Raw genomic sequence first — 14,542 nt, forward strand, 5'->3', positions numbered from 1 at the left:
GGGACCGCACGAGCCGCGAAGCGGTGAGATGTGGTGGTGGGGTTTCTTGCTTTCACAGAGGCGCGCATGACTACTCTTTTCCAACCCACCTGCGTCTGGGACCTCAAGGCCACCTTGGGCGAAGGGCCGATCTGGTCGGCGAAGGACCACGCCCTGTGGTTCGTCGATATCAAGAAGCAGCATATCCATCGCTACGATGTGAGTATCGGCTCGAAACAGACCTGGCACGCGCCCAGCCCCTGCGGTTTTATCGCGCCGAAAAAGCGTGGCGGTTTCATCGTCGGCTGCAAGACCGGCCTGTATGATTTCGACCCCAAAACAGGCGATTTCACCTTTCTCACCCATGTCGAGCCCGGCTTGCCGAATAACCGCCTCAACGACGGCTATGTTGATCATCAGGGCCGCCTGTGGTTCGGCTCGATGGACGATGACGAGAACAACCCGACCGGCAAGCTCTATCGCTACGATGCACGCGGCCTGAAGGTGATGGACGACGATTACGTCATCACCAACGGCCCGGCCGTCAGCCCGGACGGCAAGACCCTCTATCACAACGACACGCTGAAAAAGCACATCTACGCCTTCGATTTCGATGGTGATGGCCACCTGTCCAACAAGCGCCTGTTCGCGCAGCTCGATGCGCAAGGCCACACGCCGCCGCATGGCGAAGGCTATATGGACGGTCCGGTCGTCGATAGCGCCGGCAATGTATGGAATGCGTTGTTCTTCGGCTGGGGCGTCAACTGTTATGCCCCGGATGGCAGGCTGATCCGCACGGTTAAGCTGCCCGTCTCCAACGTCACCAAGATCGCCTTTGGCGGTCATGATCTGAAAACCGTCTACGCCACCACGGCCGCCAAGGGCCTGAGCGCCAACGACATAAAACAGCAGCCGCTCGCCGGCGGTCTGTTCCGCTTCGAGGTCGATATACCCGGCCAAGCCCAGAATGAGATCACTCATGTCTAAAAGAATTCCCGCCACATCCAACGGCCGTTTCCGCTCGCAGGAATGGTTCGAGGCCCCCGGCCATATCGACATGGCGGCGCTCTATCTGGAGCGCTTCATGAACTACGGCATCACGCCGCAGGAACTGCGCTCGGGCCGTCCGATCATCGGCATCGCGCAATCTGGCTCGGACCTAAGCCCCTGCAACCGCATCCATATGGAACTGGCCAAGCGCACGCGCGACGGCATCCGTGACGCCGGCGGCATCTGCATCGAGTTCCCGGTTCATCCGATCTTCGAGAACTGCCGCCGCCCGACCGCCGCGATCGACCGCAACCTGTCGATGATGACTCTGGTCGAGATCCTGCACGGCTACCCTATCGACGCCGTGGTCCTGACCACCGGCTGCGACAAGACCACGCCGGCCGGCATCATGGCCGCGACCATGGTCGATATTCCCGCAATCGTCTTGTCGGGTGGCCCTATGCTCGACGGTTACCACGAAGGCGATCTGGTCGGTTCCGGCACGGTCATCTGGCGCGCCCGCCGCAAGCTCGGCGCCGGTGAGATTACCGAGGAAGAGTTCATCGACATGGCCTGCGCCTCGGCGCCTTCGGCCGGTCACTGCAACACCATGGGCACGGCCTCGACCATGAACGCGGTTGCCGAAGTCATGGGGCTTTCGCTGCCCGGCTGTTCGGCCATTCCGGCGCCTTACCGTGAGCGCGGCCAGATGGCCTATGAGACCGGCGTGCGCATTGTCGAGATGGCCTATGAAGACCTCAAGCCCTCGAAGATCCTGACCAAGGCCTCCTTCACCAACGCCATCGCGGCGGTGGCGGCCATCGGTGGATCTACCAACGCCCAGCCGCACATCGTCGCCATGGCGCGCCACGCCGGTGTCGATATCAGCGACGCTGACTGGATGCACGCCCACGATATCCCGCTGATCCTCAACATGCAGCCTTCGGGCAAGTATCTCGGCGAGCGCTTCCACCGCGCCGGCGGCGTACCCGCCATCCTGGCCGAACTGCTTGACGCCGACCTGATCGATGGCTCAGCCGCCACCATCACCGGCAAGACGATTGCTGAGAACAACACCGGCAAGAACAGTAAAGACCGCGAGATGATCCGCACCATCGCCGAGCCGATGATAGAACGCGCCGGCTTTATGGTGCTCAAGGGAAATCTGTTCGATTACGCCATCATGAAGACCTCGGTAATTTCCAAGGAATTCCGCGATCGCTATCTCAGCGAGCCCAGCAATGAGAACGTCTTCGAGTGCAAGGCGGTCGTCTTCGACGGCTCGACCGATTATCACAACCGCCTCAATGATCCGGCGCTGGGTATCGATGAGCGCACCATTCTGGTCATCCGCGGCTCCGGCCCGGTGGGTTGGCCGGGTTCTGCCGAAGTGGTCAATATGCAGCCGCCCGACGCGCTGCTGAAGCGTGGCATCACCTCGCTGCCGACGCTGGGCGATGGCCGCCAGTCGGGCACGTCTGACAGCCCGTCCATTCTCAACGCTTCGCCGGAATCGGCAGTCGGCGGTGGTCTGGCCTGGTTGCGCACCGGCGATATGATCCGCATCGATCTCAATAAGGGCACCTGCGACATGCTGGTGGAGCCTGATGTTATCGAAACACGCAAAAAAGACGGTTTACCACCGGTGCCGGAAAGCATGACGCCGTGGCAGGAGATATACCGCGCCACGGTATCGCAACTGCACACCGGCGCGGTGATGGAACCGGCCTTGAAATATACCCGCCTCGCCGAGAAGATGCCGCGCCACAATCACTAAGACCCGAGACAAATCAGACGGATGACGCAAGTCTCCGTCTGATCTTTCCGCGGTGTTCTTTTTTGGATCTGGCCGCACCCCGTCCTAACCGGTGAAAAGATGGTGCAACGCATCATCCGTGTGCGCTTGTTAGCGATAACAAACTTGCGATAAAATCACGCGAATTTTCATGTAACTAATTAAAATATCTCGCTGTTTTGGCGGGATATGCTTGCGCATGGGCCATCCTTTGCCTAATGCTCTTCGCCAAGCGTGGGGAAGACGGACGCCTTATAAGATCCGCATGAAAAGCGCGCTTAAAGGTCAAGGGAATACGGACCACGTGTCCGTTTACAAGGGAGTTAGAGGGATGTCCTCAACAACGAAGTCCGTGAACCTGGGACTGGTCATGGGGCTCGCCATTGGCGCGGCTCTGGGCGGTCTTTTGTTCGGCTACGACACCGCCGTCATCAACGGCGCGGTCGAATCCATCAAACACAATTTTATCGATCCGCGCACGGCGCTGGATGAGCTGGAGCGCAATAACCTGTTCGGCTGGGCCACAGGTATGGCCTTGCTCGGCTGCGTCGTCGGTTCGGCCATCGCCGGTCCTCTGGCCACCAAGATCGGCCGTCGCGGCGGCATGATGATCGCCGCCATCCTGTTTTTCGCTTCATCGATCCTGTCGGGCTATCCCGAAGCCTTCCTGGCACCGCTTGGCGGCATGGGCGTTGATGCGCTCACGCCCTTCATGATCTATCGCTTTGCTGGTGGTGTGGCCATCGGCATGGCGTCCCTGATCTCGCCCATGTATATCGGTGAAATCGCGCCGCCGAAGCATCGCGGTATGCTCGTTACCTTCCAGCAGCTTGCCATCGTGGGTGGCATCCTTCTGGTCGCTGTGGTCAACCTGTACATCCAGCGCGCCGGTGGCGGTGACGAAGCCTGGCTGCACGCCACGGGCTGGCGCTACATGCTGGCGTCATGCGCCATCCCCGCGGCTCTGTTCTTCGTGGCAGCCTTCCTGATGCCAGACACGCCGCGCTGGTATGTCATGAATGGCAAGGAAGACAAGGCGCGTACCCTGCTGACGCAGCTTGACGGCGCCAAAGAAGCCGAGGCCACGATTGCGGAAATCAAGGGCAGCATGAACCAGCATTCGGGCAAACTGCTGTCGTTCGGGATCGGCGTGATTGTCGTCGGCATCCTGCTGTCGGTCTTCCAGCAATTCGTCGGTATCAACGCCGTGCTGTACTACTCCAACATCATGTTCAAGAATATCGGTCTCGACACGGATGATGCCTTCCTGCAAACCGTCATCGTCATGGCCACCAACGTGCTGTTCACCCTTGTGGCGACGTTCACGGTCGATAGCTGGGGCCGCAAGCCTCTGCTGATCCTCGGCGGCTTTATCATGGCGGTCGCCATGTTCGCCATGGGCTTCATGTTCCAGACCCATTTCCAGGGCATTGGCCTGCTTGGTGCGGCCATGTTGTATGTCGCCGGCTTCGCCCTGTCGTGGGGACCGGTTGTCTGGGTTATGCTGTCCGAACTGTTCCCGAACTCGATCAAGGGCAAGGCCATGGCCATCGCCGTCGCGGCGCAATGGATTTCCAACTTCGTCGTGACCTGGTCCTTCCTGGTCATCGATGGTGACAGCCACCTGAACGCCATGTTCAACCACGGCTTCGCCTATTACCTCTATGGCGCCTTCTCGATCCTGTCGGCCCTGTTCGTCTGGAAGTTCGTCCCGGAAACCAAGGGTAAGACTTTGGAAGCCATCGAAAGCTTCTGGAAGAAGTCGTAATCTTTACGGTATACTAAGGGGCGGAATCTTACAGGGGTTCCGCCTTTCTGCCTTTAAGCGATAACGCGCTCAAGCAGCGATAGCGATAGCGCAAAAAAAGAGAAAATAAAATGCTGCGCTTAAGCTCCTCAGACACAAGCCTCGATATCAACCCCGATGTGGGCGGCAGTATTTCGCGCCTGATCCACAAGGGCACCGATGTCCTCCGCCCGACCTTGGACGGCGAGCAGCGCGTGCTTCTCACCGCCTGTTTCCCGCTCGTGCCGTTCTGCAATCGCATCCGCAACGGCGAGTTCATGGTGGAGGGCCACAAGGTCAAGCTGCCGTCGAACCACGAAGGCAGCCCGCACACCCTGCATGGTCATGGCTGGCAAAACCGCTGGAAGGTGGTCGAGGCCACTGCGAGCCGCGCCGTGCTGAGCTACCACCATGCGCCGGATAGCTGGCCGTGGGAATACGAAGCGACGCTGATCTACGAACTGCGCCCGGCGGGCTTGCGCGCCTTTCTCAGCGTTAAGAACCTGTCACGCAGCACCATGCCGGCGGGGCTTGGGTTTCACCCCTATTTCAACCGCACGACAAACTCACGCTTCAAGGCAGCCGTCGATGGCGTGTGGATTTCCGATGACGAAATCCTGCCGCGCAACTGGCATGGCGGGCCGTTGAAAAAGGACTGGACCCACACCGATACGGTGGCGCACGATATCACCATCGATAACGCCTATACCGGCTTCAACGGTCGCGCCGAGATCTATGACGGCGATCACCTGACCCATACCCTGCGGGCCTCACCGGATTGTCACTGGCTGCACGTGTTTGTGCCGCTGGGCGAGGACTATTTCTGCATCGAGCCGGTTAACCACATGCCAGATCCGTTCAACCAGCCCAATTCCGGTCTCAAGTGCCTGAAGGCGGGCGAGACGTCCATCGTCTGGATGGATATCGCTTTCTAAACGCGGTTCTTTTTCCCTGTGCGTGCGTCGGCGTCGCTTTCAGGTACGTAGTGTACCTGCGGCTAACCTTCTGCTCGCATGAAAAAATTCCTCGCGTTTAGTCTGAGCCCAAGCAAAAAAAGCCTCTGAGTTTCCTCAGAGGCCTTTGATTTAAGCCGCACCAACCGTCTGCTTTTGCGTGCCGAGACCCTCGATGCCCAGTTCCATGACATCGCCGGGATTGAGCCACACCGGCTCCGGCTTCACGCCCATGCCGACACCCGGCGGGGTGCCGGTCGAGATGACGTCGCCCGGCTGCAGCGACATGAAACGCGACAGGTAGGCCACGATCTGCGGCACCTTGAAGACCATGGTCGAGGACGAGCCGTTCTGATAGCGCTTGCCATTGACCTCAAGCCACATATGCAGATTGTTGAAGTCGCCGGCCTCGTCCTTGGTCACCAGCCAGGGGCCGATCGGACCGAAGGTATCGCAGCCCTTGCCCTTGTCCCAGGTGCCGCCGCGCTCAAGCTGGAAGGCACGCTCGGAGACATCGTTGATGGTGCAGAAGCCAGCGACGTAATCCAGTGCATCCTCTTCGGAGACATAGGACGCGTGCTTGCCGATGACGACGCCGAGTTCGACTTCCCAGTCGAGCTTGGTGGAATCGCGCGGCTTCAGCACGTCATCGTTCGGCCCGATGATGGCCGAGGTCGCCTTCATGAAGACCACCGGTTCGGACGGCACCGGCAGGTTGCTCTCGGCGGCATGGTCGGCATAGTTGAGGCCGATACAGATGAACTTGCCGACGCGGCCGACGCACGGGCCGTAACGCGAACCTGCGGGGGCGAGGGGGAGCGTCGTTGGGTCGATGGCGGCGAGCTTAGCCAGCGAGGCTTCGGAGAGCACATCGCCGGCGATATCATCGACAATGCCGGAAAGGTCGCGGATCTGGCCGTCAGAGTCGAGCAGGCCGGGTTTTTCAGAGCCCGAAGGGCCGAAGCGGAGAAGTTTCATGTGTGGTTCCTGTGTAATCGCCCCCTCCGTCACGGACTTCGCCGTGACACCTCCCTCACAACGACGTTGCCGCTTCGCAGGGGAGGATAAGGAAGCAGCAAGCGCTGTCAAGTTACGGGTCAAGGGGCTGTGCCCCTTGCTAGTTGATCCAGCCACCATCAATGATATGCGCCTGGCCGGTCGTAAAGCTGGATTCGTCGGAAGCGAGATAAAGCGCCAGATTGGCCAGTTCCTCGGCGCGGCCGAAGCGGCCCATGGCCTGACGGGCAGTGAATTCGCCGTAGGCCTTGTCGAAATCGCCGGTGTCACGCAGGCGCTGGAGCAGGGAGGGGGTCTCGACCGTGCCGGGGCAGATGGCGTTGCAGCGGATGCCCCTGGTGACGAAATCGGCGGCCACCGACTTGGTGAGGCCGATCACGCCGGCCTTGGTGGCGCAGTAGGAAAAGCGGTTGGGAATGCCCTTCACCGATGAGGCGATGGACGACATGTTGATGATCGAAGCGCCGCCGGCCTCCAGCATCGAGGGCAGGAAGGCGCGGATCATGCGGTACATGGCGGTGACGTTGAGGTTCAGCGCGAACTGCCAGGAGTCCTCATCACATTCGAGAATGGTGCCGGCGTGGACGTAGCCCGCGCAATTATAGAGTACGTTGACTTGTGGAAATTCGGCAGCGATGGCCTTGACCGCCTCCACGTTGGTGACGTCAAGCACGCGGGTGGTGGCGCCGGCGAAATCCGCCAGGGTGTCGGCGTTGATGTCGGTGGCAATAACCGTCGCGCCTTCCTTGACGAACAGCTCCGCCGTGGCGCGGCCGATGCCCTGACCGGCGGCGGTGATGAGGGCGGTCTTGCCGGTTAAACGTCCCATGAGTTACTCCTAGGGTCTTCAAAATGATGCATGCGCATGGCTTACGCGCGGCGCAGGGGTAAACAAGCCGGGCCTATGGGATCGAACGCCTTGTAGGTCAGGATAAACTCCTGGTGCCCCATGGCCTCGCTCAGGGAACGCTCACCGGCGGCGACGCGCAGCACCAGATCGGTGATCTCCTCACCGACCTGATCGAGCGTGGCGCGGCCTTCCATGATGCGGCCGGCGTCGATATCCATGTCGCCGGAAAGCTTGCGATAAGTTTCCGGATTGGCGCACACCTTGATGACCGGCGAGATGGCCGAGCCGACCACGCTGCCGCGTCCGGTGGTGAAAAGCGTCACGTGAGCACCACAGGCGATCATTTCGACGATTTCGGCATTGTCGGAAATGTTCGGGAAGCCAAAGCGCGGTTCTCCATCGGGCACGACATCAAGCAGATAAAGGCCGCCGGTCGGTGGTACATCGCCGGGCTTGATGATGCCGCAGATCGGCGCCGAGCCGGATTTCGAATAGGCGCCCATCGACTTTTCTTCCTGTGTCGTCAGGCCGCCCTCGGCATTGCCGGGCGCGAAGGAGCCGAAGCCCATGATGGTGTAATAGTGCTCGGCCTTGACGACAGAGGCTTCCAGTTCGGCGCCCAGTTCGGGCGTGACGGCGCGCGAGGCCATGATCTTTTCGCAGCCGACCAGTTCGCCGGTTTCCTCGAAGATACAGGTGGCGCCGGCGGCGCCCAGCGTATCGAAGGCGCGACCGACCGCCGGATTGGCGGTGATGCCGGAGGTGCCGTCCGAGCCGCCGCAGATGGTGCCGACGATCAGTTGGGAGACGTCCATATCACCGCGCGGCGTCTGGTTGGCGATGGTCTGGATGCGACGGACCGCCGCGACGCCCTTTTCGATGGTGGCCAGGGTGCCGCCTTCGTTCTGGATGACATAGGTCTCGACCGGACGGCCGGAGGCTTCGATATGACGCTTGAGGGCTTCGCGGTTGAAGCTCTCGCAACCGAGCGATACCAGAACAGCGCCGCCGACGTTCGGATGGGTGCACAGGGCCTCCATCATCTTGTAGGCATAATCGTTCGGATAACAGCCTGGGAAACCGATCAGGTGAACTTCGTCGTCATTGCAGGTGTTGACGATCTTGCGCGCCACGTGGTGGGCACACTCGACCAGATAGACGACGCAGATGACGTTGCGGATGCCCTTGCGGCCGTCGGGACGCAACCAGGCCTGGAAGGACGGGAAGGTCGTGGTGTCCCCAGTTTTAGTGACCATGGCCGGTGACCTCACGTGTATGGCTTTTGATATAGTCGCTTTGCATATTGTGCATGTGAACGTGCGCGCCGCGCGGCACGTCCTGCTTCATGGAGCCGATCGGGGCGCCATACTTGATGATCTTGTCGCCGGCGCTCAAAGCACGGCGGGCTATCTTGTGGCCTACAGTGATCTCATCGGTCAGGGTCACGGTCTCGCCGTCGAGCGTGATGGTCTGTCCGCGGAAGGCGTGTTGCCGGCAGACCAGCACATTGTCGTCCGGATGCAGGAGGATGAAGGGGCTCACGAAGGTGGCGTTATCGCTCATGACAAAACCCTTGTCTTGGGGATGGGGGCCGCGTCATGCAGCAGGCCTTCGGATTTCAGATCGTCCCAGAGAGCGGCGGGAATCTCGGTCTCGAACAGGGCGACATTGGCCTTGACCTGGGCGGCGTCGGCCATGCCCGGGATGACGCAGGCCACGGCCGGATGCGCGAGTGGGAATTGCAGGGCTGCCGCCGCCAAAGGGACGCCGTGAGCAGCGCAGACGGTCTGTAGCGCCCTGACGCGATTGATGATATCGGGCGGCGCCGCTTCGTAATTGTAGTGCGGCACAGTGTCCCCCTTTATGCCTTCGACGAGGATACCCGAATTGAACGGGCCGCCCAGTATGATGCTGATGTTTTTGGCCTGACAGGCCGGCAGGAAGCGATCCAGCGTCGTCTGCTCCAGCAGGGTGTAGCGACCGGCCAGCAGGATGGCGTCGATCTCGACCTGCGCCATCACCTCTTCGCAGACCTGGGATTCATTGACGCCAAGACCGATGGCGCCGACCAGAGCCTGATCCTTCAGGGCGCGCATCGCCCGGTAGCCGCCGTCAAGAAAGGCCTTCATGTGTCCCTTGGCGTCGTCGCCGTGCGTGACTTCGCCAAGATCATGGGCGAGCAGTATGTCGATGCGCTCGCGTTTCAGGCGCGCCTGACTGGCCTCGAAGGATCGCATGACGCCGTCATAGGTGTAATCAAAGTTCGGCTCGAAAGGATCGCCGTCGATGAAACCATGACGCTCGGTCCCGGACGGCGGTGGCGGTGTTACCGGTGTCAGGACGCGGCCGACTTTAGTAGAGACAGTGATGTCCTCCGACAGCCCGGCCCCGACACGGCGCTCGGAAAGGCCTTGTCCGTAATGGGGCGCAGTATCGACATAGGCTATGCCGGCGGCAAGGGCCGCACTGAGGGCGGATTGCGCCGACTCATCCGAAATGACGCGGTAGAGATTACCAAGCGCCGCGGCGCCGAAACCTAGGCGACTCACCTCGACGGAGGTCGAACCAAGAAGACGGTGGGGAAAAGGATGCGCTGATGTCACGTAAGGGGCGTCTTCTGCTCTGTTGTTCAAGTTTGAAACTATTCTTATAGATAAAATAGATAGCGTTCGGTCACGCGGGAATCAAGCGCAATCGCGCTATCCGCCGAGCGTTTTGCTGATGGCCCGTGCGGTGGCTTTCAAGCTGGCGAGAGCCCCCTCAAGGCTGATCCCGTCCTCGACATGTATCCACGGCATGGTCAGGGCGGCGATGACACCGACATCGTTGATGACCGGGCAGGAAATATCGGTGATGCCGTCGATATAGCCGGAAGCGGCGGTGTAATGGCCTTGAGCCACCGCCTGTTCGGCATGGGCCTCAAAGGTTTCCCATGCTTCCGGGGGAAGGCCGGGACGTAAGAACTTGCGCCACTGATCGCGAATCTTGGCCTTCTGGAAGGCATAAAGTACAAGCCCGGATGTGGTTTGCGCCAGCGGGCGCTGATAGCCGACCCGCACCGAGAAGCCAAGATCCCCCGGCGCTTCGATACGAGCGATAACAACCATGCGGTCGTCTGAAGCGATGGCGATATGACAGGCCTGCCGCGTATCTTCACTCAGGGCCTGCATCATCGGCAGGGCGGTGGCCAGCAGGTTCTGGCTTGGTCCACGTGAAATGCCGAGCGAAAACAGCTTGTTGGTCAGATCGAAGCCATCACCGTTGGCTGACAGACCGACATAGCCACGCGACTCAAGCACCTGCACCATGCGAAACAGTTCGCTGACCGAACGTTCCAGCCGGGTTGAAATCTGCGACAGGGTCATCGGCGACTTCGCGGAGGCGAGCAGTTCCAGCACATCGAGCCCCTTTTCCAGAGCGGGCGCGCGATATTTGCTGGCGGCTTTATCGGACATCAGGTCGACCTTAGTTCAGGTTGTACAGGTTGCAGGCGGCTTTACCCATAATAGCGTTATGTGTGGAATTGGGTTTGTCGGCAAGCCAGGCCTGCGTCCAGTCGAACCACAGGCGGTAATCGCCGTTGAGCCGAAGCACCGGCCAGTCCGAACCCCACATCAGGCGATCAGGGCCAAAGACGTTCAGCAGATGATCGGCATAAGGTATAAGATCCTCAGGCGCCTGACCGGGCGCGGCCTCGGTCAGGAGACCGGACAGCTTGCAGGCGACGTTACCATTCTGCGCCACGGCTGCCATGCGCTCGAACCACAGCGCGGTGTCGCCGCTGGCGATCGCCGGCTTGGCGCCGTGATCGATGATGATACTCAGATCCGGATAGCGTTTCGCCAAAGAGTCAATGGCCGGCAGATGGCGCGTGAACACCAGCGCATCGAAGGTCAGGCCGTGTGTCACCATGGCCTGGACACCGGCCTGCGCCGCATCGCGCAGGATCCAGTCGTCCTCAAGGCCTTGCAGCATCGGGCGCAGGCCCTTCAGCTTCGGCTTGCGGGCCAGGGCGGCGATCTTATAGCCGGCACCCGGCGCTGTCACGTCGGTCCAGCCGACCACGGCCTTGATCAGCGGCGTGGCGGCGGCGACTTCCAGCATCCAGGCCGTATCCTGCGCCGAGGGCTGGGACTGGACAAGCACCGTTCCCGTAATGCCCAGGCCTTGCGTTGCCGTCATCAGGTCTTCGGGGAGGAAGTCCTGATGAATAACGCTGAGATCGGGCGTGGGCCATTCATGACCGTTCTGGCCAATCTGCCACAGATGCTGATGGGCATCGATGATCATTAATGCCCCTTCGACATATCGACCGTGGCCGATTTCGAGCCAAGGCCATAGAGCGCGATGACCACAAAGCAGACCAGCGGTACGAAGATCGCCGTCTTGATGTGGCTGATATCGGAGATATGACCCATGGCGGCGGTCAGGACAGCGCCGCCGATGATGCTCATGACCAGGAAGGACGCGCCCGTCTTGGTGAGCGGGCCTAAGCCTCGCACCGAGGTGGCGAAGATGGTCGGGAACATGATCGACATGAACAGCGAACTGCCGACCATGGCATAGAGACCGTAAAGACCGCCGACGCTGGCGGCATAGGCCATCAGGGCCACGTTGATGACGGCGAAGGCACCGAGCAGTTTGGTGGCCGAGACGAAACGCAACAGGGCGGTGCCTATGAAGCGGCCGATGGCGAACAGGACGAGCGAGGCGATGACATAGCTCGCCGCCGCCTTGTCTGTGATTCCGATTTCAGACTGGGCGTAGCGGATGGTGTAACTCCACACGCCGACCTGAGCGCCGACATAGAAGAATTGCGCCATGACGCCCATGAGGAAATGCTTGTGCTTGAGCAGACCGCCGATCGTCTGGCCGATCGTCATGTTCGCTTCATCTGCATCATGCGTATTGCCGGTGGCGGCCTTGGGGAACTTTGTAAAGGTAACAAGGACGGCCCACAGCAGGATAACTACGCCGATGATCAGGTAAGGGCCCTGAACCGCCTTGGCTTCGCGGACTAAATCGGCCGCATCGAGTTTTTCGATACCAGACAAAATGAACGTCTGGCCGACCCAAAGTCCTACCAGCGAGCCGAGCGGATTGAAGGCCTGCGCCAGGTTGAGGCGGAAGGCGGCAGTTTTTTCATCACCCAAAATGGTCATCAATGGGTTGGCCGAGGTTTCCAGAAAGGCAAGGCCGGACGCGATCACGAACAGGGCGGCAAGGAACCAATAATACTGGCGTATTTCGGCTGCCGGATAAAACAAGAAGGCGCCGAGCGCAAACAAGCACAGGCCGGTGATCACCACGGCCTTGTAACCGTATTTGCGCATGAAAAAACCGGCCGGCAGGGCCAGCAGGAAATAACCCATATAGAAGGCCGACTGCACCAGACCCGATTGTAAATCGGTGAGCGTGAAGGCCTTCTTGAATTGCGGAATCAGAATGTCGTTGAGATTGTTGGCCATGCCCCAGAAGAAAAAGAGGGCGGTGATCAGCGCGATCGGCCAGAGGGCGGCGAATCCGCGGGCGGGTGCGGCTGGCTTGGCGTCGGGTTCGGGGTGTGGCATTATCGTATTTCCCTGTGTGTGGCCTGACCGGCCGCTTTGTTGCCGCTACTTGCATCACATATGAATGGCGACGTCAAATATGAAATTGTTCCGGGGGTTTGCATCCCGAAACATTCGCCGCTATATACTCAGACATATGGTCCTCAAGAGGCCGATTGCCTTTGCCGGATTTTACGACTACGGCAAGCACTTGCCGCCCGTCAGGGCGATTTGGAACAACTGGAAACGCTGATGTCGACCCAACCTGAAAAGCAGGTCTTTGCCCTTGATCTGAAAGATGATCCGGCCCTGATCGAACGCTACAAGCAATGGCACGCACCCGGACAGGTGCCCGGCTCGATCAATGCCTCCATGCACGCCGCCGGTATCGAGGCGCTGGAAATCTATCTGGTCGGCAACCGCATGATGATAATTCTGACTCCCGGCCCGAACTATGACGCCGCTGCCAAGGCCGCCTCCGATGCCGAAAGCCCCGATGTGCAGGCATGGGAAAAACTGATGTGGGATTTCCAGCAGGCCCTGCCGTTTGCTGCCCCCGGCCAGAAATGGCTGCCGATGGAGCGGATTTATTCGCTGGCTGAGCAGAACTAATTATACTACAATTTACAAGATGATGCGGTCACGGTAAGACACCGCAAAGAGTGCTTAAGGAAACGCGACGATGGGACTATTTGGTAAGAAGCCTTTGAAAATCGGCCTGATCGGCCTCGGCAAGATCGCCGTTGATCAGCATATCCCGTCGATTCGCGGCAACAAGCATCTCGAACTGGTGGCAGGCTGTTCGCCGCATACCCGTCCGGAAGGCGTCAAGGCCTATCCCGATATGGACGCCATGATGACGGCGCACCCGGAGATCGAGGCGATCGCCATCTGCACACCGCCGCAGATTCGTCACAAGATCGCCAAGGAGGTCATCGCTATTGGCCGCCACGTCTTCCTTGAAAAGCCGCCTGCCGCCACGCTGGGCGAGGCCGAGGCCATCAAGGCGCTGGCTGCGGCCAAGGGCGTGTCATTGCTGGCCTCGTGGCACTCGCGTTTCGCCCCCGCCGTGGAGGCCACGCGCAAGTGGATTTCCGAACGTGAGATCAAGAGCATTACCATCCACTGGAAGGAAAATGTTCGCCAGTGGCACCCCGGCCAGGCATGGATTTTTGAAGCCGGCGGCATGGGCGTGTTCGATCCGGGCATCAACTCCCTGTCGATCCTGACGCGCATTCTCGCCGACGCCGTCATGGTGAAGAAGGCCGACCTGCATATCCCGGTCAATTGTGACGCGCCGATCCAGGTCGAAATGGATATGATGACCGAGGTCGGTTTCCCGATCCGCGCCGAATATGACTTCCTGCAGACCGGCGTCCAGACCTGGAGCATCTTCATTGAGTTCGACATCCTACGAGAAACTGACGCTTTCGATGGGCGGCACCGAACTAGAGATCGACGGACGCACCCTGATCAAGCAGAAAGAAGCGGAATATGCCGGCCTTTACGCGCACTTCCACGATCTGATCCGCGCCGGCAAGTCGGATGCCGACTTCTCACCGCTGCGCATCGTCGCCGACGCGATGCTGCTCGGTAAGCGCATCGCGGCGCCGGAATATATTG

Annotated in this window: 14 protein-coding genes; 6 read left to right on the forward strand and 8 right to left on the reverse strand. The window is 60.1% G+C overall.

Going from position 1 to position 14,542, the window contains the following annotated elements; translation table 11 throughout:
• Window positions 1-66: 66 nt before the first annotated feature.
• The 4 genes from ABQ278_RS03985 (at window position 67) to ABQ278_RS04000 (ending at window position 5,485) form a co-directional block, all read left to right on the forward strand.
• Entirely contained in the window at window positions 67-966 is a 900-nt protein-coding gene (locus ABQ278_RS03985) for an SMP-30/gluconolactonase/LRE family protein (protein WP_349321315.1), read from the forward strand.
• The gene (locus ABQ278_RS03990) at window positions 947-2,746 is read left to right on the forward strand and encodes an IlvD/Edd family dehydratase (protein WP_349321316.1); all 1,800 of its coding nucleotides are present in this window, start codon (window positions 947-949) and stop codon (window positions 2,744-2,746) included. The genes ABQ278_RS03985 and ABQ278_RS03990 overlap by 20 nt, the downstream gene beginning before the upstream one ends.
• A gap of 349 nt (window positions 2,747-3,095) precedes the next feature.
• A complete protein-coding gene (locus ABQ278_RS03995) occupies window positions 3,096-4,532 on the forward strand; it encodes a sugar porter family MFS transporter (protein WP_349321317.1) in 1,437 nt (478 codons plus the stop codon).
• Between the two features lie 110 nt (window positions 4,533-4,642).
• Entirely contained in the window at window positions 4,643-5,485 is an 843-nt protein-coding gene (locus ABQ278_RS04000) for an aldose 1-epimerase (protein WP_349321318.1), read from the forward strand.
• Between the two features lie 150 nt (window positions 5,486-5,635).
• Here ABQ278_RS04000 and ABQ278_RS04005 read toward each other — a convergent pair whose 3' ends face one another.
• The 8 genes from ABQ278_RS04005 to fucP all read right to left on the reverse strand — a co-directional run bounded on the left by ABQ278_RS04005 (window position 5,636) and on the right by fucP (window position 12,940).
• On the reverse strand, window positions 5,636-6,481 hold the full coding sequence (locus ABQ278_RS04005; RefSeq protein ID WP_349321319.1) for a fumarylacetoacetate hydrolase family protein: 846 nt from the start codon (window positions 6,479-6,481) through the stop codon (window positions 5,636-5,638).
• Window positions 6,482-6,620: 139 nt separating this feature from the next.
• On the reverse strand, window positions 6,621-7,349 hold the full coding sequence (locus tag ABQ278_RS04010) for an SDR family oxidoreductase (protein ID WP_349321320.1): 729 nt from the start codon (window positions 7,347-7,349) through the stop codon (window positions 6,621-6,623).
• A gap of 41 nt (window positions 7,350-7,390) precedes the next feature.
• A complete protein-coding gene (locus ABQ278_RS04015) occupies window positions 7,391-8,626 on the reverse strand; it encodes a UxaA family hydrolase (RefSeq protein ID WP_349321321.1) in 1,236 nt (411 codons plus the stop codon).
• Window positions 8,616-8,933, reverse strand: coding sequence for a UxaA family hydrolase (locus ABQ278_RS04020; protein WP_349321322.1), 318 nt, complete (start codon window positions 8,931-8,933; stop codon window positions 8,616-8,618). Before ABQ278_RS04020 ends, ABQ278_RS04015 begins: the two co-directional genes overlap by 11 nt.
• The gene (locus ABQ278_RS04025; protein WP_349321323.1) at window positions 8,930-9,973 is read right to left on the reverse strand and encodes an aldo/keto reductase; all 1,044 of its coding nucleotides are present in this window, start codon (window positions 9,971-9,973) and stop codon (window positions 8,930-8,932) included. The genes ABQ278_RS04020 and ABQ278_RS04025 overlap by 4 nt, the downstream gene beginning before the upstream one ends.
• A gap of 96 nt (window positions 9,974-10,069) precedes the next feature.
• The gene (locus ABQ278_RS04030; protein ID WP_349321324.1) at window positions 10,070-10,825 is read right to left on the reverse strand and encodes an IclR family transcriptional regulator; all 756 of its coding nucleotides are present in this window, start codon (window positions 10,823-10,825) and stop codon (window positions 10,070-10,072) included.
• A gap of 10 nt (window positions 10,826-10,835) precedes the next feature.
• Window positions 10,836-11,660 carry an amidohydrolase family protein gene (locus ABQ278_RS04035; RefSeq protein ID WP_349321325.1) on the reverse strand — a complete coding sequence of 275 codons (825 nt, stop codon included), beginning with the start codon at window positions 11,658-11,660 and terminating at the stop codon, window positions 10,836-10,838.
• Window positions 11,660-12,940: an L-fucose:H+ symporter permease gene (gene fucP / locus ABQ278_RS04040; protein ID WP_349321326.1), complete on the reverse strand. Its 1,281-nt coding sequence runs from the start codon at window positions 12,938-12,940 to the stop codon at window positions 11,660-11,662. The genes ABQ278_RS04035 and fucP overlap by 1 nt, the downstream gene beginning before the upstream one ends.
• A gap of 231 nt (window positions 12,941-13,171) precedes the next feature.
• On the opposite strand from fucP, the gene ABQ278_RS04045 reads away from it, so the two are divergent.
• Together ABQ278_RS04045 and ABQ278_RS04050 are read left to right on the forward strand one after the other, a co-directional pair.
• Complete coding sequence (locus ABQ278_RS04045; RefSeq protein ID WP_349321327.1) at window positions 13,172-13,531, forward strand: L-rhamnose mutarotase; 360 nt, start codon at window positions 13,172-13,174, stop codon at window positions 13,529-13,531.
• 70 nt (window positions 13,532-13,601) lie between these two features.
• Window positions 13,602-14,516, forward strand: coding sequence for a Gfo/Idh/MocA family oxidoreductase (locus tag ABQ278_RS04050; RefSeq protein WP_349321328.1), 915 nt, complete (start codon window positions 13,602-13,604; stop codon window positions 14,514-14,516).
• Window positions 14,517-14,542 lie beyond the last annotated feature (26 nt).

Source organism: Asticcacaulis sp. MM231 (assembly GCF_964186625.1).
Taxonomy (GTDB): domain Bacteria; phylum Pseudomonadota; class Alphaproteobacteria; order Caulobacterales; family Caulobacteraceae; genus Asticcacaulis.

What these genes read in the sequence shown, in the direction of transcription:
- ABQ278_RS03995 (WP_349321317.1), top strand. Translation starts at nt 3,096, where the DNA reads ATGTCCTCAACAACGAAGTCCGTGAACCTGGGACTGGTCATGGGGCTC.
- ABQ278_RS04000 (WP_349321318.1), top strand. Translation starts at nt 4,643, where the DNA reads ATGCTGCGCTTAAGCTCCTCAGACACAAGCCTCGATATCAACCCCGAT.
- ABQ278_RS04050 (WP_349321328.1), top strand. Translation starts at nt 13,602, where the DNA reads ATGGGACTATTTGGTAAGAAGCCTTTGAAAATCGGCCTGATCGGCCTC.
- fucP (WP_349321326.1), bottom strand. Translation starts at nt 12,940, where the DNA reads ATGCCACACCCCGAACCCGACGCCAAGCCAGCCGCACCCGCCCGCGGA.
- ABQ278_RS04045 (WP_349321327.1), top strand. Translation starts at nt 13,172, where the DNA reads ATGTCGACCCAACCTGAAAAGCAGGTCTTTGCCCTTGATCTGAAAGAT.
- ABQ278_RS04030 (WP_349321324.1), bottom strand. Translation starts at nt 10,825, where the DNA reads ATGTCCGATAAAGCCGCCAGCAAATATCGCGCGCCCGCTCTGGAAAAG.
- ABQ278_RS04035 (WP_349321325.1), bottom strand. Translation starts at nt 11,660, where the DNA reads ATGATCATCGATGCCCATCAGCATCTGTGGCAGATTGGCCAGAACGGT.
- ABQ278_RS04010 (WP_349321320.1), bottom strand. Translation starts at nt 7,349, where the DNA reads ATGGGACGTTTAACCGGCAAGACCGCCCTCATCACCGCCGCCGGTCAG.
- ABQ278_RS04020 (WP_349321322.1), bottom strand. Translation starts at nt 8,933, where the DNA reads ATGAGCGATAACGCCACCTTCGTGAGCCCCTTCATCCTCCTGCATCCG.
- ABQ278_RS03990 (WP_349321316.1), top strand. Translation starts at nt 947, where the DNA reads ATGAGATCACTCATGTCTAAAAGAATTCCCGCCACATCCAACGGCCGT.
- ABQ278_RS03985 (WP_349321315.1), top strand. Translation starts at nt 67, where the DNA reads ATGACTACTCTTTTCCAACCCACCTGCGTCTGGGACCTCAAGGCCACC.
- ABQ278_RS04015 (WP_349321321.1), bottom strand. Translation starts at nt 8,626, where the DNA reads ATGGTCACTAAAACTGGGGACACCACGACCTTCCCGTCCTTCCAGGCC.
- ABQ278_RS04005 (WP_349321319.1), bottom strand. Translation starts at nt 6,481, where the DNA reads ATGAAACTTCTCCGCTTCGGCCCTTCGGGCTCTGAAAAACCCGGCCTG.